The 19,713-nt window shown below is 70.8% G+C and carries 18 protein-coding genes; 9 read left to right on the top strand and 9 right to left on the bottom strand.

The features are described from left to right. Nucleotides 1-45 precede the first annotated feature (45 nt). From purS to EDF40_RS01840, 4 genes are read left to right on the top strand one after another with little or no spacing between them, the layout of a single operon-like run. Nucleotides 46-297: a phosphoribosylformylglycinamidine synthase subunit PurS gene (purS, locus tag EDF40_RS01855; RefSeq protein WP_123340121.1), complete on the top strand. Its 252-nt coding sequence runs from the start codon at nt 46-48 to the stop codon at nt 295-297. Nucleotides 298-302: 5 nt separating this feature from the next. Further along, nucleotides 303-998, top strand: a complete 696-nt coding sequence (gene purQ / locus EDF40_RS01850; RefSeq protein ID WP_111085606.1) for a phosphoribosylformylglycinamidine synthase subunit PurQ — start codon at nt 303-305, stop codon at nt 996-998. Nucleotides 999-1,033: 35 nt separating this feature from the next. Continuing rightward, the gene (gene purL, locus EDF40_RS01845; protein WP_260213214.1) at nt 1,034-3,415 is read left to right on the top strand and encodes a phosphoribosylformylglycinamidine synthase subunit PurL; all 2,382 of its coding nucleotides are present in this window, start codon (nt 1,034-1,036) and stop codon (nt 3,413-3,415) included. Between the two features lie 16 nt (nt 3,416-3,431). Then, a complete protein-coding gene (locus EDF40_RS01840; protein WP_185002667.1) occupies nt 3,432-4,352 on the top strand; it encodes a 2-hydroxyacid dehydrogenase in 921 nt (306 codons plus the stop codon). 137 nt (nt 4,353-4,489) lie between these two features. On the opposite strand, the gene EDF40_RS01835 is transcribed toward EDF40_RS01840, so the two are convergent. Beyond that, nucleotides 4,490-5,611, bottom strand: coding sequence for a beta-propeller fold lactonase family protein (locus EDF40_RS01835; RefSeq protein WP_123340118.1), 1,122 nt, complete (start codon nt 5,609-5,611; stop codon nt 4,490-4,492). Beyond that, on the bottom strand, nt 5,608-5,931 hold the full coding sequence (locus EDF40_RS01830) for a chorismate mutase (protein WP_123340117.1): 324 nt from the start codon (nt 5,929-5,931) through the stop codon (nt 5,608-5,610). The genes EDF40_RS01835 and EDF40_RS01830 overlap by 4 nt, the downstream gene beginning before the upstream one ends. A 60-nt stretch (nt 5,932-5,991) precedes the next feature. Between EDF40_RS01830 and EDF40_RS01825 the strand changes: the two genes are divergently transcribed. Next, nucleotides 5,992-6,396: a DUF1304 domain-containing protein gene (locus EDF40_RS01825; RefSeq protein ID WP_123340116.1), complete on the top strand. Its 405-nt coding sequence runs from the start codon at nt 5,992-5,994 to the stop codon at nt 6,394-6,396. A 118-nt stretch (nt 6,397-6,514) separates the two neighbouring features. On the opposite strand, the gene EDF40_RS01820 is transcribed toward EDF40_RS01825, so the two are convergent. Further along, nucleotides 6,515-7,519, bottom strand: coding sequence for an iron-siderophore ABC transporter substrate-binding protein (locus tag EDF40_RS01820; protein ID WP_123340115.1), 1,005 nt, complete (start codon nt 7,517-7,519; stop codon nt 6,515-6,517). 58 nt (nt 7,520-7,577) lie between these two features. On the opposite strand from EDF40_RS01820, the gene EDF40_RS01815 reads away from it, so the two are divergent. Beyond that, the gene (locus tag EDF40_RS01815; protein ID WP_123340256.1) at nt 7,578-8,444 is read left to right on the top strand and encodes a shikimate dehydrogenase; all 867 of its coding nucleotides are present in this window, start codon (nt 7,578-7,580) and stop codon (nt 8,442-8,444) included. A gap of 30 nt (nt 8,445-8,474) precedes the next feature. Here EDF40_RS01815 and EDF40_RS01810 read toward each other — a convergent pair whose 3' ends face one another. From EDF40_RS01810 to EDF40_RS01800, 3 genes are read right to left on the bottom strand one after another with little or no spacing between them, the layout of a single operon-like run. Next, on the bottom strand, nt 8,475-9,428 hold the full coding sequence (locus tag EDF40_RS01810) for an SDR family NAD(P)-dependent oxidoreductase (protein ID WP_123340114.1): 954 nt from the start codon (nt 9,426-9,428) through the stop codon (nt 8,475-8,477). Nucleotides 9,429-9,462: 34 nt separating this feature from the next. Then, complete coding sequence (locus EDF40_RS01805) at nt 9,463-9,849, bottom strand: YchJ family protein (protein WP_123340113.1); 387 nt, start codon at nt 9,847-9,849, stop codon at nt 9,463-9,465. A gap of 9 nt (nt 9,850-9,858) precedes the next feature. Continuing rightward, entirely contained in the window at nt 9,859-10,284 is a 426-nt protein-coding gene (locus EDF40_RS01800) for an organic hydroperoxide resistance protein (RefSeq protein WP_123340112.1), read from the bottom strand. Between the two features lie 266 nt (nt 10,285-10,550). Between EDF40_RS01800 and EDF40_RS01795 the strand changes: the two genes are divergently transcribed. Next, on the top strand, nt 10,551-11,237 hold the full coding sequence (locus EDF40_RS01795) for a hypothetical protein (RefSeq protein ID WP_123340111.1): 687 nt from the start codon (nt 10,551-10,553) through the stop codon (nt 11,235-11,237). 239 nt (nt 11,238-11,476) lie between these two features. Continuing rightward, a complete protein-coding gene (locus EDF40_RS01790; protein ID WP_123340110.1) occupies nt 11,477-12,226 on the top strand; it encodes an SOS response-associated peptidase in 750 nt (249 codons plus the stop codon). 114 nt (nt 12,227-12,340) lie between these two features. On the opposite strand, the gene EDF40_RS01785 is transcribed toward EDF40_RS01790, so the two are convergent. From EDF40_RS01785 to EDF40_RS01775, 3 genes are all read right to left on the bottom strand, one after another. Continuing rightward, nucleotides 12,341-17,845 (bottom strand): Ig-like domain-containing protein, encoded by a 5,505-nt coding sequence (locus EDF40_RS01785; RefSeq protein ID WP_185002664.1) that lies wholly within the window; start codon nt 17,843-17,845, stop codon nt 12,341-12,343. Nucleotides 17,846-18,151: 306 nt separating this feature from the next. Continuing rightward, nucleotides 18,152-18,481, bottom strand: a complete 330-nt coding sequence (locus EDF40_RS01780; protein WP_185002661.1) for a hypothetical protein — start codon at nt 18,479-18,481, stop codon at nt 18,152-18,154. 135 nt (nt 18,482-18,616) lie between these two features. After that, nucleotides 18,617-18,946: a hypothetical protein gene (locus EDF40_RS01775; RefSeq protein WP_123340108.1), complete on the bottom strand. Its 330-nt coding sequence runs from the start codon at nt 18,944-18,946 to the stop codon at nt 18,617-18,619. A 260-nt stretch (nt 18,947-19,206) separates the two neighbouring features. On the opposite strand from EDF40_RS01775, the gene EDF40_RS01770 reads away from it, so the two are divergent. Beyond that, the gene (locus EDF40_RS01770; RefSeq protein WP_185002659.1) at nt 19,207-19,677 is read left to right on the top strand and encodes a VanZ family protein; all 471 of its coding nucleotides are present in this window, start codon (nt 19,207-19,209) and stop codon (nt 19,675-19,677) included. Nucleotides 19,678-19,713: the final 36 nt, after the last annotated feature.

Below are 19,713 nucleotides of genomic sequence, written 5' to 3'. Positions count from 1 at the left end.
GTAGACTGGTCGCGTCCCCCACCCCTGAAGCGCTGGAGAGAACACGTGCCAACGATCGTCGTCGAGGTCATGCCCAAGGCTGAGATCCTCGACCCCCAGGGCAAGGCGGTGGGCAACGCCCTCGCCCGTCTGGGCAAGGCCGACCTGACCAACGTCCGCATCGGCAAGCGCTTCGAGGTGACCGTCGACGGCCCCGTCGACGACGCCAAGCTGGCCGAGGTCCGCGACATCGCCGCCGACGTCTTCTCGAACGCGGTCATCGAGGACGTCGTCTCCGTGGCCGTCGAAGGTCAGTGACCCGGATGCGCATCGGCGTCATCACCTTCCCCGGCTCCCTCGACGACCGTGACGCCCAGCGCGCGGTCCGTCTCGCCGGTGCCGACCCCGTCGCCCTCTGGCACGGCGACCACGACCTGCAGGGCGTCGACGCCATCGTGCTGCCCGGCGGGTTCTCCTACGGCGACTACCTGCGCGCCGGAGCGATCGCCGCGAAGGCGCCGATCATGGCCGAGGTCATCGACGCCGCCGGCAAGGGCATGCCCGTGCTCGGCATCTGCAACGGTTTCCAGATGCTGGCCGAGGCCCGCCTGGTCCCCGGCGCGCACACCCGCAACGCGCACCAGCAGTTCATCCGCCGCGACCAGAAGCTCCGCGTCGAGACCACCTCGACCGCCTGGACCTCCGGGTTCACCGCGCAGCAGGAGATCACGATCCCGCTCAAGAACGCCGACGGCCGGTTCGTCGCCGACGCCGACGAGATCAAGCGCATCGAGGACAACGGCCAGGTCGTGTTCCGCTACGTCGGCGTGAACCCGAACGGGTCGATCGACGACATCGCCGGCGTCTCGAACGAGCGTGGCAACGTCGTGGGCCTCATGCCGCACCCCGAGCACGCGACCGAGCCCGGCTTCGGCCCGGACACCGCCGCTGCCATGGCCTCCGGCACCGACGGCCTCACCTTCTTCACCTCCGTGATCGAGTCGACGCTCGTCAAGTGACGGCCGCGACTCCAGTGACAGGGAACGACAACACCGTGACGACTTACGTGCGCCCGAAGCCCGACACCGTGCAGGATGCCGCGGCGACTCCCGACAAGGACCAGCCGTACGACGCGCTGGGCCTGAAGCCGGACGAGTACGCCCGCATCAAGGAGATCCTCGGCCGCCGCCCCACCTCGGGCGAGCTGGCGATGTACTCCGTCATGTGGTCCGAGCACTGCTCCTACAAGTCCTCGAAGAACTACCTCCGTCAGTTCGGCAAGAAGGTCACGCCGGAGATGACGAAGAACCTGATGGTCGGCATGGGCGAAAACGCCGGTGTCGTCGACGTCGGCAACGGCTGGGCGGTGACCTTCAAGGTCGAGTCGCACAACCACCCGTCCTACGTCGAGCCGTACCAGGGCGCTGCGACCGGCGTCGGCGGCATCGTCCGCGACATCATCTCGATGGGCGCCCGCCCGGTCGCCGTGATGGACCAGCTCCGCTTCGGCGCGATCGACCACGAGGACACCGCACGCGTCGTGCACGGCGTCGTCGGTGGCATCTCGTTCTACGGCAACTGCCTCGGCCTGCCGAACATCGGCGGCGAGACCTACTTCGACCCGGTGTACCAGGGCAACCCGCTGGTCAACGCCCTGGCGGTCGGCGTCCTGCGGCACGAGGACCTGCACCTGGCGAACGCGTCCGGTGCCGGCAACAAGGTCGTGCTGTTCGGTGCCCGCACCGGTGGCGACGGCATCGGCGGCGCGTCGATCCTGGCGTCCGACACCTTCACCGAGGGCGGCCCGACCAAGCGTCCCGCCGTCCAGGTCGGTGACCCCTTCGCCGAGAAGGTCCTGATCGAGTGCTGCCTCGAGCTGTTCCAGAAGGAACTGGTCGAGGGCATCCAGGACCTCGGCGCCGCGGGCATCTCCTGCGCCACGTCCGAGCTCGCGAGCAACGGCGACGGCGGCATGCACATCTCGCTCGACGACGTCCTGCTGCGCGACCCCACGCTCACGGCCGAAGAGATCCTGATGTCGGAGAGCCAGGAGCGCATGATGGCGGTCGTCCGCCCCGACAAGCTCGACGAGTTCCTGAGCGTCGTCGGCAAGTGGGAGGTCGAGACCAGCGTCCTGGGCGAGGTCACCGGCACCGGCCGTCTCGTCATCGACTGGCAGGGCCAGGAGATCGTCAACGTCGACCCGCGCACCGTCGCCGTCGACGGCCCCGTGTACGACCGCCCGGTCGCCTACCCGACCTGGATCGACGCGCTGCAGGCCGACACCGCCGCCTCGCTCGACCGTCCAGCCGACGGCCCCGCCCTCAAGGCGCAGTTCCTCAGCCTGCTCGGTTCGCCGAACCTGGCGTCGAAGAACTGGGTCACGAACCAGTACGACACCTACGTGCTCGGCAACACCGCGCTGTCGTTCCCCGACGACGGCGGCATGATCCGCGTCGACGAGGAAACGGGTCTCGGTGTCGCCATCGCCACCGACGCCAACGGTCGTTACTGCCAGCTCGACCCGAAGCAGGGCGCTCGTCTGGCCCTGGCCGAGGCGTACCGGAACGTCGCCGTCACCGGTGCCGTCCCCGCCGCGGTCACCGACTGCCTGAACTTCGGCTCCCCCGAGAACCCCGAGGTCATGTGGCAGTTCTCCGAGGCGGTCGAGGGACTGGCCGACGGCTGCATGGAGCTCGGCATCCCGGTCACCGGCGGCAACGTGTCGTTCTACAACCAGACCGGCTCGACCCCGATCCACCCGACCCCGGTCGTCGGTGTGCTTGGTGTCATCGACGACGTCGCCAAGCGCGTCCCGTCGGGCTGGCAGGACGACGGCCACAATATCTACCTGCTCGGCACGACGAGCCTCGAGCTCGACGGGTCGGCCTGGGCAGGCACGGTGCACGGACACCTCGGCGGTCGTCCCCCGGCGGTGGACCTCGGTCGCGAGAAGGAGCTCGCCGAGCTGCTCTTCGCGGCGAGCGGCGAGCAGCTGCTGACGAGTGCGCACGACCTGGCGGACGGTGGCCTCGGCCAGTCGCTCGCCGAGTCGGTGCTCCGCTTCGGCCTCGGCGCCCGCGTGGTCCTCGACGAGCTCGAGTCCCGCGACGGCATCGACACGGCGACCGCGCTGTTCTCCGAGTCGACCGGTCGCGTCATCGTGACCGTCCGGCGCGAGGACGACGTCCGCTTCCAGGGCCTGTGCGACGGTCGGGGCTTCCCGGTCCTGCGCATCGGCGTGACCGACGCCACGTCGAACGCGCTCGAGGTCCAGGGTGCGTTCACGGCGACGCTCGACGAGCTCCGCGGCACGCACAACGCGACGCTGCCGGCCCGCTTCGGCGACGTGATCGTCGAGGACGTCACCGAGGGCTACGTCGGCCGTGGGCCGCTCGACTCCGACGGTGCGTTCTCGCCGCGCACGGACTCCTAGGCCCGGCGGACACCGCGTGCCCATCGTCACCCTGCCCTTCGCGGAGCTCGTCGACCGGTTCGGCCCCGTGCCGGACGGCATCGAGCTGGACGTGTGGGACGTCGAGGCGCCGTACGGTCGCCCGGGCGACGTCGCCATCACGTTCCTGCCGTTCTACTTCGGTGGACGGCACCGCTGGCAGTTCGTGCACGACCTGCCGGCGCTCGAGCTCCTGCAGCTGCCGAGCGCCGGCTACGAGCACGCGGTGCCGCACGTGCCCGGTCACGCCCAGCTGGCGAACGGTCGTGGGATCCACGACGACGAGACCGCCGAGCTCGCCGTCGGCCTGGCGCTGACCTCGCTGCGTGAGCTCGGGGCGTTCCAGGCCGATCGCGCCAACGGTGTCTGGGACGCCCGGAAGACCCGTTCCCTGGCCGACCGCCGGGTCACGGTCGTCGGCTACGGCGCGATCGGGTCCGCGATCGCCACCCGGTTCGAGGTGTTCCGCACCGAGGTCACCGTGGTGGCCCGTACGGCTCGCGACCAGGACGGTCGCCACGTGCACGCGTTCGGCGAGCTGCCCGAGCTGGCACCGACGACGGACGTCCTCGTGCTCATCGCGCCACTGACGGACGAGACCGAACGGCTGGTCGACGCCGAGTTGCTGGCCGCGCTGCCCGACGGCGCCCTGGTGGTGAACGTCGCCCGCGGCAAGGTCGTCGACACCGACGCGCTGGTGGCGGAGCTGCAGTCCGAGCGGCTGTTCGCGGCGCTCGACGTCACCGACCCCGAGCCCCTGCCCGACGGCCACCCGCTGTGGACGACGCCGAACACGGTCCTCACGCCGCACGTCGGGGGCAACACCGACCTGAGCGTCCCGCGGTCGATCGAGCTGATGCGTCGGCAGGTCGCCGCGCTGGCCGAGGGTCGCCCGTTCGAGAACCTGATCGAGCGCTAACGACCCGTCGGAACACGCCGTCGTCTGCGCGCGACGCCTCCGTGTCGACGAAACGTCCCCGAATTCAGCGGCGTCTCGTGAACACGGAGGCGTTGTCGCAACACGACGGCGTCAGGCGCGCACCAGCAAACGCCCCGTCAGAGCGGGACGATGCACGTCGGGGTCCCGACGGCGATCTGCTCGACGGCCTCGCCCGGCACACCGTCGGCACCGATCGGCAGCACGGCGATGGCGTCCGATCGCTCGTTGGCGACGAGCACGTACCCGGGCACCCGGGCGAAGTGCCGCGGCCAGGCACCCCCGCACGACGCGGACCCGACGAGCGCGAGCCCGTCGTCCGCGGCGTCGAGCACCACGATCAGGTCGCGGCCACGAACGGCGACGATCACGCGTCCGGCGTCGTCGACCTCGATGTGGCTGAGGAGCGACTCCCCCACCGCACCCTCGAACGTCGGGGTCGAGGCGATCGTCACGAGCGAGCCGGACTCGTCGCGGCGGAGTCGGTGGACCGCGCCGTCGAGCTCACCGGCGACGAACAGGTCGCCGTCGTACCACGCCAGGTGCCGCGGGCCGACGCCGGGTGCCACGTGGTGCACGCGCAGCGCCTCGAGCGTGGGGACGCCGTCGGCCGACACGGTCACGCGGAACTCGTGCAGTGAATCGCCACCCAGGTCGGCGACGAGCACCGTGCCGTCCGGCGTCGCGACGGACTGGTGCGCGTGCGGCGCATCCTGCCGGTCCTGCACCGGGCCGGTGGCGGCGGGCAGGGTCGCGACGGCGATGGCCGAGGCGGGGACGGCGAGCCGGTCGCTGCGGCCGTGCACGCCGTCGGCGGGCAGGACGACGCCGTCGCTCGCGAGCACCGAGGCGGAGAACGACTCGGCCGCCGCCAGGGAGACGGCGGTGACGGTGCCGGAGACGTAGTTGGTGACGATGAGGGCCCCGGACGGGTCGACCCGCAGGTGGCACGGGGCGTCCCCGCCGGCGGAGGCGTCCCACAGGTGTTCGAGCGCGCCGTTCTGCATCCGGAAGGCTGAGACACCGCCGTCGTTCGTCTCGGACACGGCGTAGACACGGTCGCCCGACACGGCGAGGAACGAGGGATCGTCGAGCACCGCGACGGTACGAGCGCCCGCGCCCGCACGAGCGCCCGCACCCGCGCGGGCAGCGCCGCCGTCGACCAGGGAGATACCGGTCGCGTTCCCGCCGCCGGTGGCGGTGTAGGAACCGACGAGCAGGGTCGGCAGGTCGACGCTCATTCGTCGCGTCCGGCGATGCGCTCGTGGTGGTGGATGACCTCGGCGACGATGAAGTTGAGGAACTTCTCGGCGAAGGCGGGGTCGAGGTGCGCCTCGGCGGCGAGGCTGCGGAGCCGTGCGACCTGGATCTGTTCGCGGTCCGGGTCGGCGGCGGGCATGCCCGATTCGGCCTTCAGGTGCCCCACTCGCTGGGTGTACTTGAAGCGCTCGGCGAGCATGTGGATGACGGCGGCGTCGATGTTGTCGATGCTCTGCCGGATGCTCCGGAGTTCGGCGACAGCCGTCGCTTCGGGCCCGGGCGGGGTGACGTCGTCGCTCATGCCCCGAGCCTACTGGCGGACGCGCAGCCGAACCCCGCCGACGCCTGCGAGAATGAGCACATGTCGGTCTTGCTCGTGATCTCGGGCGTGTGTGCGGTCCTCGCTGGCCTCGTCCACGTGTACATCTGGTTCCTCGAATCCATCATCTGGACGAGTCCACGCGCCCGCAAGGTGTTCGGCATCGCGACCGAGACCGAGGCCGACGCGACCCGCTCCCTCGCGTTCAACCAGGGGTTCTACAACCTGTTCCTGGCGATCGGCGCGATCCTCGGTGTCGTGCTCGTGCTGGCGGGCAACACCGCGACCGGCTGGACCCTCGTCGTGTTCTCGACCGCGAGCATGCTCGGCGCCGCAGTGATCCTGATCGGCTCCGGCCGCAAGTACGTCAACTCCGCGTTCAAGCAGGGCACGCTCCCGCTGATCACGCTGCTGTTCGCGCTGCTCGGCTCGAGCTTCCCCGTCTGAGCCGTCTGAGCCGTCTGAGCCGTCTCGACCACACCGTCAGCCCCGCCACGCAAAAGCGACAGGGTGCCGCCGAAGTTCGGCGGCACCCTGTCGCGTTCGCGGGTGAAGTCAGGCCAGGTCAGCCGAGCTTGTCCTCGAACTGGGCCGGCAGCTTGTCGAGCGCCCACTCGATCGCAGCGGTGGTGCCCATCGAGAACGCCGCCGACACGTCCTTGTCGTCGAAGACGATGTAGTGGCCGGCCTCGACCGACGGCACCTTCTGGAACAGCGGGTCAGCCTCGGCCTTGGACGCGTCGACGTAGATCGGCAGGATCAGGGTCAGGTCGGCGTCGAGCAGGTCGAGGTTCTCGTCGGACAGCGTGACGGAGAACGCCTTGCCGGCTTCCTTGTCGATGGCCGACGGGATCGTGAACCCGAGGTTCTTCATGAACGACGAGCGGCTGTCGGTGGAGGCGTACGCCCCGAAGCCCTCGGAGCTGTACGCACCGACGACGGCGGTCTTGCCCTCGAAGTCCGGGTGCGCCTTGCGTGCCGCGGCGTACGCGTCGTCGAGGCCGGAGAGCAGCTTCTTGCCCTCGGACTCCTTGCCGAGCGCCTTCGCGATCATCGTGGTCTGCTGCTCGGTCGAAGCGAGGTAGTTCTCGCCGCCCTTCGGGATCGCGACGGTCGGCGCGATCGCGGACAGCTTGTCGTAGCGGTCCTTGTCACCAGACGACTTCACGTCGAGGATCAGGTCCGGGTTGAGCTTGAGGATGTCCTCGTAGCTCGGCTCGAGCGTCTGGATGATCTTCGGCGACTTCGTGTACGCGTCCTTGAGCCACGGGCCGACACCGTCGCCACCGAAGGCGAGCCAGTCGCTCGCGCCGACCGGCTGCACGCCGAGCTCGAGCGCGGTCTCGGCGTCGCCCCAGCCGAGTGCGACGACGCGCTTGGGCTGCGAGTCGATCGTCGTGGTGCCGAGGCCGGTCGTGATGGACACCGGGAAGGCGCCGTCGGACGACGATCCCGAGGACGACTCGGACGAGCTGGAGCCGGAGGCACAGCCGGCGAGGACGAGGGAGGCTGCGACGACGGCACCCGCAGCGGCGAGGACACGTCGGAGACGAAGGGATGAGCGGATCACGAAGGGTAGCCTAACCTAACGGGGCGCTCAGGAAGTCGGCTGGATAGGCTGGGTGATCGTGGCCGTCCCAGATCCAGACCGCACGCGCCTCGCGGTGCTCGGCTCCCCCATCGCGCATTCGCTCTCCCCCGCGCTCCACGAAGCGGCCTACGACGCGCTCGGGTTGGGGTGGTCGTACGGGAGGCACGAGGTCGCGTCCGGCGGGCTCGACGCGTTCGTCGCGGGGCTGGGTCCCGGATGGCGCGGGCTGAGTCTCACGATGCCACTCAAGCGCGAGGTGCTGCCGCTCCTCGACCGCACGACCCCGTTGGTCGATGAGCTCGGGGTCGCCAACACGGTGGCGTTCCGCCACGAGGGCGACAGCATTGTCCGTGCCGGTGCGAACACCGACGTCCAGGGGCTCGTCCGTCCGGTCGAGGCCCTCGGGCACGTGCCCGGCGAGGCCACGATCCTGGGCGGTGGCGCGACCGCGGCGAGCGCTCTGACCGCGGCCGTGCGGCTCGGAGCGTCGCTCGTGCGGGTGTTCCTGCGCGACACCGCGAAGGCTGGCTCGCTCGTGGAGCTGGCCGTGCGGCTCGGCGTCTCGCTCGAGGTCCTGCCGCTCAGCGACCTGCCCGGCACCCACCACGGGTTCGTCCTGTCGACGCTTCCCGGCGGCGCGGCCGACCCGCTCGAGCTGGTGCCGTCGGGGTCGGACGCCGTGCTGTTCGACGTCGCCTACGAACCGTGGCCGACCGCCGTCGCGTCGCGTTGGGCCGGTGCGGGCGGCCGGGTGCTGAACGGTCTCGACATGCTCACCGAACAGGCGATCGGGCAGATCCGCTTCTTCCTGACCGGTGACGAGGACGAGCTGCTGCCCGACGAGGCCGCCGTCCGTCGTGCGATGCGCACTGCCGTCGGCCTGCCCGCCGTCATCAGCAACTAGCCGACGACGACGACCCCGGCGCCGCCGTGGTCAGCCGCGGGACCGCGCCTCGGCGTCGAGCAGGGCGACGGACACGTCCCACAGCCGGTCGGCCCGGTCCGGGTCGAGCGCCCAGGGCAGCACGCCGTGCAGGCCGTCCTCGATCCGTTCGACCACCGCTGCCTCGTGGCAGTCCTCGAAGTAGCGGCCGGTGACCCCGTCGAGTTCGGGTGCAGTGGCGAGCAGGACCGAGGTCGCGGCTCCCTGCTCCGGGGTCTTCACGGCATCGGCGGCGGCGATCTTCGTGGCGGCAAGGACCTCCGGGTCCCAGTGCTTCTGCAGCCCGGTCCAGATCCCGCCGGGCATCAGGGCGTTCGCGGTGATGCCGTCGGCGGCCCACCGCCGGCCGGCAGCGACGGCGAACAGCACGTTGGCGGTCTTCGACTGGCCGTAGGCGAGTCCGGGTTCGTAGGGACGCCGGCGGAAGAACAGGTCGTCGAACACGACGGGCGAACCGCCGTGGCCGCTCGACGACACCGCGACGATGCGGGCCGAACCCGAGGCCGCCAGGGCGTCGTGCAGCCCGAGCGCGAGGGCGAAGTGCCCGAGGTGGTTCGTGGCGAACTGCGCCTCCCACCCGGCGGGCGTGTACGACTCGGGCGCGTCCATGATGCCGGCGTTGGCGACGAGCACGTCGAGCGGCCCCGACCACGCTGCGGTGAACGCCTCGACGGAGGCCGGGCGGTCCAGGTGCAGTTCGACGACGGCCGGTGCGTCCGTCCCCGTCGACCGGGCGATGTCGTCCGCGACCCGGCGGCCGGCGTCGACGTCCCGCACGGCGAGCGTCACGCGCGCTCCGGCTCCGGCGAGTGCTCGGGCGGTCTCCACCCCGATGCCGGACGCGGCGCCGGTGACGATCGCCGTCCGTCCTGTCAGGTCGAGGCCGTCGACGACCTCGGCGGCCGTGGTCCGGTCGCCGAAGCGGGTGAGGTCGCGTGCGGGCATGTCGACTCCTGTCAGCTGGCGTGGTGCGGAGCCGTCAGGCGACGACCCCGTCCACGTAGAACCATCGTCCCTGCTCGCGGACGAACTCGCTCGTTTCCTCGAGTGTCCCGCGGTCGTCGTCGGAACGCCACCACGCGCGGAACGCAACCGTGCCCTGGGAGTCGAACGGGCCTCCCGAGGTCGTCGTCAGGATGTCCAACCGGGTCCAGCGCTGGGACGCGTCCAACTCGAGGGCTGCCGGACGGGTGCGCGGGTGCCAGGTGAGCAACAGGTACTCCGGCAGTCCTAGCGCGAACGCGCTGAAGCGTGAGCGCATCAGGCGCTCCGCGGTCGGCGCGGCCGCGCCGCGGTGCAGGGGGCCGCAGCACTCGCCGTAGGGGTTGCCGCTCAGACAGGGGCAGCGCGTCTCGTCGGTGACCACGCCGGAACGCTAGTCGACGATCGACAGCGCGACGGTGATGTTGCCGCGGGTGGCGTTCGAGTACGGGCAGATCTCGTGCGCGCGCTCGGCCAGGCGCTGGCGCTGCTCCTGCGGGGTGGCCGGTGCGTAGACGTCGAGCTCGACCGCCAGGCCGAACGTGCCGTTGCCGGCGCCGCCGATGCCGACCTCGGCGGAGACCTCGGCGCCGGTGGTGTCGAGGTCGAGTTCCTTGCCCGCGGCGTGCAGTGCACCGAGGAAGCACGCGGCGTACCCGGCGGCGAACAGCTGCTCGGGGTTGGTGCCCTCGCCGCTGCCGCCCATCTCCTTCGGCGGGCGGGTGTCCAGGTCGAGCCGGTCGTCCTCGCTGCGGACGTGCCCGTCGCGGCCGCCTCCGGTGGCGTGGGCGGCTGCGGTGTAGACGATGTCGAGACTCATGGATCCGAGGTCATCGCGCCCACCTGGACGTGTGCTGCGCGGGCCCGGGGTGCTGGGCCCGGGAGCCCGCGCCTGCCCGGGCCGCCGGGCGTGTCCGCGGCGTGTCCGCGGCGTGCCGGCGCCGCACCCGCGCCGCACCCGCGCCGCGCCCGCGCCGCACTTCGTGAGCAGAAATGGTCGGGTCCCACGAGCGCACTCGACCATTTCTGCTCACGAAGTACCGAGCGCCCGAGCCACGACGCCGCACGCCCGGGTAGACATGACACGTGTTCAAGATCGGGTGGCAGGTGTACCGGGAGCGACTGCCCGCCCTCGTCAGCGTGCAGCGCCGCCGCCGCATCGTGGTCGTCGGCGTGATCGTGGCCTTCGTCGCGCTGGCGGGACTCGTCGTCCTCGGACTGTTCTTCGACGACGGCTCCGTCCCCGTCGCCGCTGCGGTCGTCGTGGCGGTGCTGTTCGCCTCCGGCATCGGACTCATCGGCACGTGCTTCGTACCGGTCGGGCCGAAGGGCTGGAACGTCCCGCCGATCCCCGGCATCGGCTGGCGCACCCAAGAGGCGGTCGCCCGCTACTACCGCCGCAACCCTCCCGCGGTCGACCCGAAGCACCGTGACGCCGTCCTGCACGGCATGCCCGAGACCCGGGACCTGCTGGTCCGGGCAGCGTTCCGCGGGTACCTGCTGCTGGGAGGGTGGGCGCTCGCGTTGCTCGCGACCGTGCTCCTCAACGTCTTCACGGTCTCGTCGAACGACGACATCGTCGGTCTCTCCGCGGTCTGGATCCTCATCCCGGCGAGCGGTGCCGTCACCGCCATCGGGGGCATCCGCACCCTCGGCCGTCAGGAGCAGCTGCGCGTCGAGGCCGAGGCCCTCCCGCCCGTCCCGCCGGCACCGCCCGCCCGCGGCCGGCCCGGCAACCCGAAGGGCAGCAAGCTCTCGCTGCCGGGCGACTGACCCGTCGAGTACGGTCGCCGCCGGGGCCGCCGAGCCGCTCGAGGTCCCCGCCGGCCCGACTTCGTGAGCAGAAATGGTCGGGTGGCGTGACGGGACCCGACCATTTCTGCTCACGAAGCGGAACGGGACAGCGGAACGGGACAGCGGAACGGGACAGCGGAACAGGACAACGGAACAGGCCGACACGACGCAACAGCATCGGCCGCGCGACTGTCGGGGGCACGGGGCACACTGGGCACATGTGTGGAAGGTTCGTCGTCTCCGACACCACGGCCGATCTGTTGCCCGAGCTCCTCGGTGAGCTCGCCGGCCGGACCGAGCACGTGGACCAGGACACCGGCGTCGTGGGGACGGGCCTGGTGCCGAGCTGGAACGTCGCCCCGACCGACCCCGTGTCCGCGGTGCGCCAGCGGCACGGCGAGCGCGAGCTGCCGCAGATCAGCTGGGGCTTCGTGCCGAGCTGGGCGAAGGACTTCCAGAAGCAGCGCCCGAAGCCGATCAACGCCCGCATCGAGACGGTCGCGACGAGCGGCATGTTCAAGCGGGCCTTCGCGACGAACCGCTGCATCGTGCCGGCGCAGGGCTACTACGAGTGGGTGGTGCGCGAGGACGGCAAGGAGCCCCACTTCGTCCACGAGCCCGGTGGCGCCCTGGCGATGGCCGGGGTCGTGAGCGCCTGGCCGGACCCGACGAAGCCCGAAGGCGACCCAAACAAGTGGCGGCTGTCGCTGGCGATCATCACGCGCGACGCCCACGTGGCACCGGGCGAGGTGCACGACCGCATGCCGGCGTTCCTGACGCCCGACGGCTACGACGACTGGCTCGGCGGCGGCACCGGTGGCGCCGGGGGCCTCGGCACCGACGACCTGCTGGCCCTGCTCGACCACGAGTCGCTGACGGTCGCGGCCGGCCTGGAGCAGTACGAGGTCGCCCGCACCGTGAACAGCGTGAAGAACGACGGCCCGCAGCTCATCGAGCCCGTGGCGTAGCGGCGGGTCGACGCGCGGCCGCGCGCGCACGCGACCAGGGCAGGAAGACGGGACGCCCGGATCACGTGCGCCTGTCGGCTGACGTGATCCGGGCCTCCCGGTCGACCGCGGTGGTTACGGACGCGCGCTGCGTCGGATCCCCGGGGCGGCTGCGATGCCCGCCGCGATGCGGCGACGCGTCACGAGCAGCACGCCGGCCAGGAGCAGCGCGATCGCCGCGAGGCCGAGGCCGACGAGACCGGTCGCACCGGTGAAGGCGAGCTCCGCGGTGTGGACCGCTGCCGCGATGCCGGTCGGGTAGGTGACCGTGATGGTCGCCGTCACCGTCTGGCCGTTGCTGTCCGTCACCGTGTACCCGATGAACGCGGTGCCGATGAACGCGGTGCCGGTGTGGCCCTTCGCCGGGGTGAAGACGACCTTGCCGTCGCGGACGGTCCAGGTGCCCTCGTGGCTGACGACGACGCGGTCGGACTGCTTGCCCGTCTCCGGGTCGATCAGGTGCAGGGTGCCCGTCTCGAAGGTGGCGCCGCCCGAGGCGGAGTCGTTGTCGAGCGGGTCGATCGTGACCTGGTGCCCGACGGTCCCGGTGGCGGAGTCGTCCTTCGCGACCGCGGCGGCGACGACCGTCATCGTGGCGGTGGCGGTGGTGGTCTGCCCCGAGGCGTCCGTCACCGTGTAGGTGAAGGTGTCCGTGCCGGTGAAGCCGGCGGCCGGGGTGTAGACGTACGCGCCGGTGGGCTGGACCGTCACCGTGCCGTGGGCCGGCTTGCGGTCCAGCGCTGCGGTGAGGCGGGTGCCCTGGTCGTTGGTGAGCAGACCGTGGGCGGCGTCGCGGGCGATCGGCGTGCCGGCGATGGTGTGGCCGGCGTCCTTCGTCGCGTCGATGCCGACGGTGACGGTGACGGTGGCGTCGACCTGCTGACCCGAGCCGTCCTGTGCCCGGTAGGTCACGGTGTCGGTGCCGGAGAAGCCCTTCGCCGGGGTGTAGACGAACGTGCCGTCCGCGGCGATCGAGACCGTGCCGTGCTCCGCCTTGCCGGAGGTCACGACCGTCAGGTCGCTGCCGTGGTCGTTGCCGAGCACACCGGGGCCGGCGACGGTGACCGGCTTGCCGGCCTTCGTGGCTGCCTTGTCGTTCGTCGCCGTCGGGGTGACGGTGATCGTGACGAGGCCGGTCGCGGTGTTGCCGTCGCGGTCGACCGCCGTGTAGGTGAAGGTGTCGATGCCGGACCAGTTGTGCTCCGGCGTGTAGACGTACGAGCCGTCCTTCGCCAGCACCACGGTGCCGTGTGCCGGCTTGCGGTCGGTCTTCGCCCACAGGTCGGTGCCCTCGTCGTCGGACAGGACGCCCGTGCCGACGGTGGCGGTCACGGTGCCGTTGGTGGCGGTGCGGCCGGTGTCGGGCGTCGCCATGGTGCCGACCAGGACGGTGACGGTCGCCGTGGTGGTCTGGCCGGAGCCGTCCGTGACGGTGTACGTGAACGTGTCCGTGCCGGAGAAGCCCTTCTTCGGCAGGTAGACGAGCGAGCCGGGCTCGGTGCCCTTGGTCACGTCGCCGTGTGCGGCGTCACCGTGGCCGGTGACCGTGAGCGTCGTGCCGTGGTCGTTGGCCGTCAGCGTCGTGCCGGCGATCGCCAGCGCCGTGCCCGCGGTGGTGTGCACGGTGTCCGCGACGGCGACGGGCTCGACCGTCACCGTGACCTTCGCCGTCGCGGTGCCGCCGGTCGGGTCGGTCACCGTGTAGGTGAACGTGTCCGTGCCGGAGAAGCCGTCGGCCGGCGTGTACGTGACGGTGCCGGTGCCGGTGCCGGTGACGGTGCCGGTGTTGCCGGTTCCGGCTCCGCCTCCGGTGATCGCGGCCTCGCCGTGACCGGGCTTGGTGACCGCGGTGACGGTGAGCTTCGTGCCGGAGTCGTTGCCCGTCACCAGGACGTCGACCGGGGTCGAGGCGGTGGTGGTCGTGGCGTCAGCGACGGCCTTCGGTGCGACGACGATCGTCACGGTGCCGGTCGTGGTGCCACCGGCGCCGTCGGTGACGGTGTAGTCGAACGAGTCCGGGCCGGAGTAACCGGGCTTCGGCGTGTAGGTGTAGCCGCCGTCCTCGTCGACGACGACGTCACCGTGCGACGGGTCGGCGTTGTCCGTGACGTGCAGGTCGGTGCCGGTGGCACCGTCGAGCACGCCCTTGTCGGCCGGGACGGCGATGGAACCGTCGGCGTCGGTGGTCGTGGAGCCACCCGCCGTGACGGGGGTGACCCGGACGGAGACCGTGCCGGTGTTCGTGAGGCCGTTGCGGTCGGTGACCGTGTACGTGAACTCGTCGGTGCCGGAGAAGCCCGGCTTCGGCGTGTACGTGACGGTGCCGTCGTCGTTCCGGACCGCGGTGCCGTTCGTACCGCTCTTGCCGACGGGGATGTCGAGCACGGACAAGCCGGTGCCGTGGTCGTTGCCGGTCAGGTCGGCGGAGGTGACCGTCTTGCTGCCGCCTGCCTTGACCGTGATCTCGTCTGACTCGGTGCCGGGCTTGACCGTGATGGTCACCACACCCGTGGCCGTCCCGCCGGAGGGGTCCTTCGCCGTGTAGGTGAAGGTGTCCGTGCCCGAGAAGCCGTCGTTCGGGGTGTACTTGTACGACCCGTCCTCCGCCAGCTCGAGGTCGCCATTCGCGGGCTCGAGGTCGACCGTGGCGGTGAGCTTCGTGCCCTCGTCGTTCGCGAGCACGCCCGTGCGGTCGTCGCCGTCCCCGCCCACGGTCAGCGTGGTGCCGGCAGTGGCGGTCGCGGTGTCCGGGGTGGCCATCGGGCCGACGACGACGGTGATCGTGCCGGTCGTGGTCTGGCCGGAGTCGTCCCGCACCGTGTAGGTGACGGTGTCGGTGCCCGAGAAGCCGGGCTTCGGCGCGTACGTGATCGTGCCGGTGGTCGGGTCGATCGTGACGTCGCCGTGCGTCGTGCCGGCGGCGTCCGGCACGGCGGCCGCGTCGGCGACGGTCAGCTTCGTTCCCTTGTCGTTGCCGGTGAGCGTCTCCGGCGCGATGGTCAGCGTCTCGCCGGACTTCGTCGCCACCGTGTCGCCGTTCGCGACCGGCTTGACGGTGACGGTGACCGTCGCCGGGCCGGTGGTGACCTTCGAGCCGTCGGTCACGGTGTAGGTGAACGAGTCGGTGCCGGAGAAGTCACCCGTCGGCGTGTACTCGACGGTGCCGTCCTCGGCCACCACGGCGGTGCCGTTCGCCGGACCGGTGACGATCGTGGTGACCAGGTCCGTGCCGCGGTCGTTGTGCTGCACGTCGACGTTCACCGGGGTACCGGCGCTCGTCGTCGTGGTGTCGTTCGCGATCGTCGGGTTGACCGTGATGGTCACCGTGGCGGTCGTCGGCGCACCAGCGGTGTCCGTCGCGGTGTACCGGAACGAGTCCGTGCCCGAGAAGCCGTCGGCCGGCGTGTAGGTGATCGCACCGGTTGCCTTGTCGAGGGTGAGCTCGCCGTGCGCGGGCTTGGTGTTCGACGAGATCGTCAGACCGGTGCCGAGGTCGTTGCCCAGGACGCCGGTGGCACGGGTGTCGGCGGTGTAGGTGTTGCCGGCGGCGACGCGGACGGTGTCGTCCTTCGCCAGCGGGGCGACGTTCACGGTCACGGTCACAGTGTCGGTCCCTCCGGTGCCGTCGGTGACGGTGTACGTGAAGGAGTCGGGGCCGGAGTAGCCGGTGGTGGGCGTGTAGGTGTAGCTGCCGTCCTTCGCGACGACGGCGTCACCGTGCGACGGCTTGGTGCTGCCCGTCACCGTCAGGTCCGAGCCGAGGTCGTTGGCGAGCAGACCGGAGGCGGTGCCGGAGGTGGTGGCCCCCGCCGTCGCGGTGATCGTGTCGGCGCCCGCGGTCGGCAGCACCGTGATGGTGACCGTGCCGCTGATCGGCGCGCCGTCGCCGTCCTTCGCCGTGTAGGTGAAGGAGTCCGCGCCCGAGTAACCGGCGGTCGGGGTGTACGAGTACGAACCGTCCTTCTCGACGGTCAGGTCACCGTGGGCGGGCTTCGTGTTGCCCGTGACCGTCAGGCCGGTGCCGTGGTCGTTCGCGAGCAGACCCGTCTTGGCGTCCGCGGTGGCGGTCTGGCCGGTGTGCACGGTGAACGCGTCGTCGGTGCCCGCCGGGGCGACGGTGATCGTCACGGTGCTGGTCGACGTCTGGCCGGAGGAGTCCTTCGCCGTGTACTGGAAGGTGTCCGTGCCCGAGAAGCCGTCGGCCGGGGTGTACGTGTAGGAGCCGTCGGGCTTCACGGTCGCGGTGCCGTGGGCGGGCGTGGTGTTCGACACGACGGACAGGCCGGTGCCGCTGTCGTTCGACAGGACGCCCTTGGACGCGGGCACCGTCAGCGTGGTGCCGTTCGGCGTGTTGCCGGTGTCCGAGGTCGTGGTGACGTGGACAGCCTTGAGCGTGTTGGTGAAGGTCACCATGACGTCGGTGCCGTCGGCGGTCGTGGCTGCGGGGAACGTGAAGGTGCCGGTGTTCCCGGTGCCCTTCGCGATGACCGCGCTGGTGGTCTGGTTCAGCGCCACCCACGACGTGTCGTAGTTCGCCAGGTCGGTGGTGCCCGAGGCGGTCTGCGTGACCGTGTAGTCCTTGTTCGGCGTGCTCAGGACGGCGCCGGCGCGCTGCGACTGGGTGCCGGTGCTCTGGCCGGTCGTCGTGGCCGAGGTGCCGCTCTTGGTGGGGTCGATGCCGCCGCCGGTGATGGCGAGGCCGAACTGGTCGCCCGTGTTCCAGCGCTTGTCGACGCTCGACTCACCGGTGACGGTGTCGGCGTAGTTGCAGCTGGCCAGGTCGCTGGCGGCGTAGTTGCCGACGATGGGGAAGCTGCGGACCTGCGCACCCGAGGTGGGGTCGAGCTGGTAGATCGTGGTCGTGGAGACGCTGTTCGCGGTCACGGTGTTCGAGACGTACAGGTAGCCGTCGGACGAGAACGCGATGCCCGGGCTGCTGGTGCCCGCCGGCAGGGTCGCGATCGCGGACGTGGTCATGACCGTGCTGCCCGAGGTGCTCGGGACCTCGTCGGTGTTGACGCGGTAGACCGTGTCGGCCGCCACGACGAAGAACAGGCCGCGCGAGCTGAACGCGAAGTCACCGTTGCCGGCCTTCAGACCGTTGATCTGTCCGACCTGACCGAGGTACGTCTTGGTCGCGGGGTCGTAGGCACCGAGCCACCCGGTGTTGTCGCCGTAGTAGTAGATGCCGTTCTTCGGGTTGACCGCACCGCGGATCACGGTCCGTGTCTTGTCCGTGGCAATCGGATCCGACGCGACGTTGGTCTTCGGGTCGTACTGCCGCAGCGTGGCGCTGACGTTGTTCGACGCGGCGAACATCGACAGGCCCTCACGCGAGATGCCGAGGCCGTTGTTCGCGCCGGTGCCGAGGTTGGTGACGTCGGCGGTCGTGCCCTTGGAGTCACCCGTGGTGATGTCCACCGCGACGACCTTGCCCGTGCCGTCGATGGCGTAGAGCGTGTTCTGGTCGCACACCAGTGCACCGTTCGAGATCGCGGTGACGGCCGAGGCGGGCTCGGCGGCGATGACCGCCGTGGTCGTCGAGAGACCGGCGCCGACGAGCAGGGCGGCACCGAACATGGCGACGGTTCGGACGCCGAAGCGGCGTCGAGGCACAGCGGTGCCCTGGTTTCCAGGCAGCATGATCACTTTCGGGTCGAGACGATGCGGGCGCTGATCAACGGCCGTCGGTTCAGGGAGAACGGTCGTTGGCGCCGGGTCGATACTGGCAGGTCTCGATACCGAAGTGGGGACGGGGCGGGTCCCCAATAGGGGGGACCACTCGTTGTGGGGGTAGGCGCGACTCAGGGCCGCGTCACCCGCTCGGGGCACAGCAAAACCCCACCGGGATCCGGTGGGGTTTCAGGGGTTCGAGCGTGGTCCGGATCAGGCGGTGGCGCGGATCACGTCCGGCAGCAGCACGTGCAGCCGCGCGGCCAAACGGGCCTTCGCCTCGTCGAGGGAGCGGAAGTCCCCCACGTACTCGCCGAAGGTGTCGGCGACGAAGAAGTGCGTGCCCTGCCGGTCGACGGTGCCGCCGTAGTACCCGCCGTAGTTCGCGACCCAGAGCCCGGTGTCGGGCTGCGCCCAGCTGATGCGGACGCGAGCCGGCGCGGTGTCGGCGACGACCTGCGCCTCGATCTCGGCGATGACCTCGATCGTCCGGGTGTCCAGCGTCACTTCGGTCTGCTGGTGGTGATCGGCGGTCATGCTCATGGTCGTGCTCCTTCGGGCTGTGCTGCGTGCTGGTGCTGCGTGCTGGTGCTGCGGGCGTCGCGGACGCCGATGGTGCGTGGTGGAACGGGCGCCGACGGTGCCGGCGGTCCGGTGGCGCCGCGGCGCCGGTGGCGCCTACTCCACCGGTCGGATGACCGACGGGAGCATGACGTGGAGCTGGTCCTCGAGCTTGGTCTGCGCTTCTTCCAGCGATGCGAACTCACCGACCACCAGGCCGAAGGTGTCCGAGGCGACGAAGCGGCCGTCGCGCTTGTCGACGCTGCCGCCGAAGTACCCGCCGTAGCCAGCGATCCACTCGCCCTGGTCTTCCTGCACCCAGGTGACCTTGGCGCGGGTCGGACGGGTCGAGGGCGCCGCGTCGGCTTCGAGGATCGCGATGGTGTCGACCGTGTCGGTGTCGAGGGTGACCTCGGCCTGCGTCGCGTTGTTGACGGTGATGCTCATGTCGCTCTCCTTCACGATCCGGGGTACATCTGCTGACACCAGAACGCTACGAGAACCGCGGCCCGAACCGCCAGCGATGCCCGTTGATTCACGGGTTCTGTCAATGCGGCCCATCGGTGCCCCCCGGGTTTCCGGGGCGGTGTGACGTCTTTCCGGGGTACACGCGCCAGATCGGGGTACTCGTTTTCCGGACCTCCGAGATGCGTCACGGAATGACGGAGACGCCCATCCGGGAGGCCCGACTCACTACCGTCGGTCGGGTGACCTCCGACAGTCCCCGCGATCCAGGGCACGCCCCAGCCACCGGACGCAGCCGTCGGGTCGCGACGTGGCTGGCCGCCGCCTACGGCGTCGCGGTGGCGCTGGTCGGGTTCTGGGGTTCACCCGTCGACGCGGCAGCCGGTCCGACGCTCGACCGGGTGATCACGGCCGCCCATCGCCACGGGGCCCCCGACTGGTTCGGCTACGGCACGATCGAGTCGCTGTCGAACGTGCTCTTCTTCGTCCCGCTGGGTCTGCTCGTGGTCCTGCTCGCGGGCGCTCGGTGGTGGTGGGCCGGTGCGGCTGCGGGCGTCGTCGTCAGCGTCGGCATCGAGACCGGCCAGGCGCTCTTCCTGCCCGCGCGCACCGCGTCACTGGCCGATGTCCTGGCGAACGGGCTGGGTGCGGTTCTGGGCTCGCTGCTCGGGGTGCTGGTGCTGTCGTGGGCGGCGCACCGACGGCGTCACTGACACACGGACACGACGAAGCCCCCGGAGCGATGCGCT

This window comes from Curtobacterium sp. PhB170 (genome assembly GCF_003752345.1).
Lineage (GTDB): Bacteria > Actinomycetota > Actinomycetes > Actinomycetales > Microbacteriaceae > Curtobacterium.
Note: the sequence above shows the minus strand (reverse complement) of the source record. Positions and strands in the feature narration are given on the sequence as shown.

Coding starts and splice junctions, on each gene's coding strand:
- purQ (WP_111085606.1), top strand. CDS start 303: ATGCGCATCGGCGTCATCACCTTCCCCGGCTCCCTCGACGACCGTGAC.
- EDF40_RS01835 (WP_123340118.1), bottom strand. CDS start 5,611: ATGAGCGTCGACCTGCCGACCCTGCTCGTCGGTTCCTACACCGCCACC.
- EDF40_RS01830 (WP_123340117.1), bottom strand. CDS start 5,931: ATGAGCGACGACGTCACCCCGCCCGGGCCCGAAGCGACGGCTGTCGCC.
- EDF40_RS01825 (WP_123340116.1), top strand. CDS start 5,992: ATGTCGGTCTTGCTCGTGATCTCGGGCGTGTGTGCGGTCCTCGCTGGC.
- EDF40_RS01810 (WP_123340114.1), bottom strand. CDS start 9,428: ATGCCCGCACGCGACCTCACCCGCTTCGGCGACCGGACCACGGCCGCC.
- EDF40_RS01800 (WP_123340112.1), bottom strand. CDS start 10,284: ATGAGTCTCGACATCGTCTACACCGCAGCCGCCCACGCCACCGGAGGC.
- EDF40_RS01790 (WP_123340110.1), top strand. CDS start 11,477: ATGTGTGGAAGGTTCGTCGTCTCCGACACCACGGCCGATCTGTTGCCC.
- EDF40_RS01785 (WP_185002664.1), bottom strand. CDS start 17,845: ATGTTCGGTGCCGCCCTGCTCGTCGGCGCCGGTCTCTCGACGACCACG.
- EDF40_RS01780 (WP_185002661.1), bottom strand. CDS start 18,481: ATGAGCATGACCGCCGATCACCACCAGCAGACCGAAGTGACGCTGGAC.
- EDF40_RS01775 (WP_123340108.1), bottom strand. CDS start 18,946: ATGAGCATCACCGTCAACAACGCGACGCAGGCCGAGGTCACCCTCGAC.